Annotated in this window: 1 pseudogene; it reads right to left on the bottom strand. The window is 39.0% G+C overall.

The features are described 5' to 3' along the window. Positions 1–228 (bottom strand): annotated as a pseudogene (locus V6260_RS18810) (DNA-processing protein DprA); the annotation flags it as partial.

Raw genomic sequence — 228 nt, 5'->3', positions numbered from 1 at the left:
AAGTAAACTCGTATGCAAATTCTGAGGCTATTTCAAGCCCACTATGTGTAGCGTTACGGCTGCCAACAATTCCAATTTGTTGAGCTGATAATTACGAAACATCTCACCTGCAAAATAATAATAAAGGCGCACTGGCAATCTGCCGGAGATCATCTGGATAAAGCGCATCAAAAATACAGACTACAGTAATGTTGTTCTGCGTTATAAATTGCTGATAATGACTGACTT

This window comes from Pseudoalteromonas aliena (assembly GCF_038155085.1).
Taxonomy (GTDB): Bacteria; Pseudomonadota; Gammaproteobacteria; order Enterobacterales; family Alteromonadaceae; genus Pseudoalteromonas; species Pseudoalteromonas aliena_A.
Note: the sequence above shows the minus strand (reverse complement) of the source record. Positions and strands in the feature narration are given on the sequence as shown.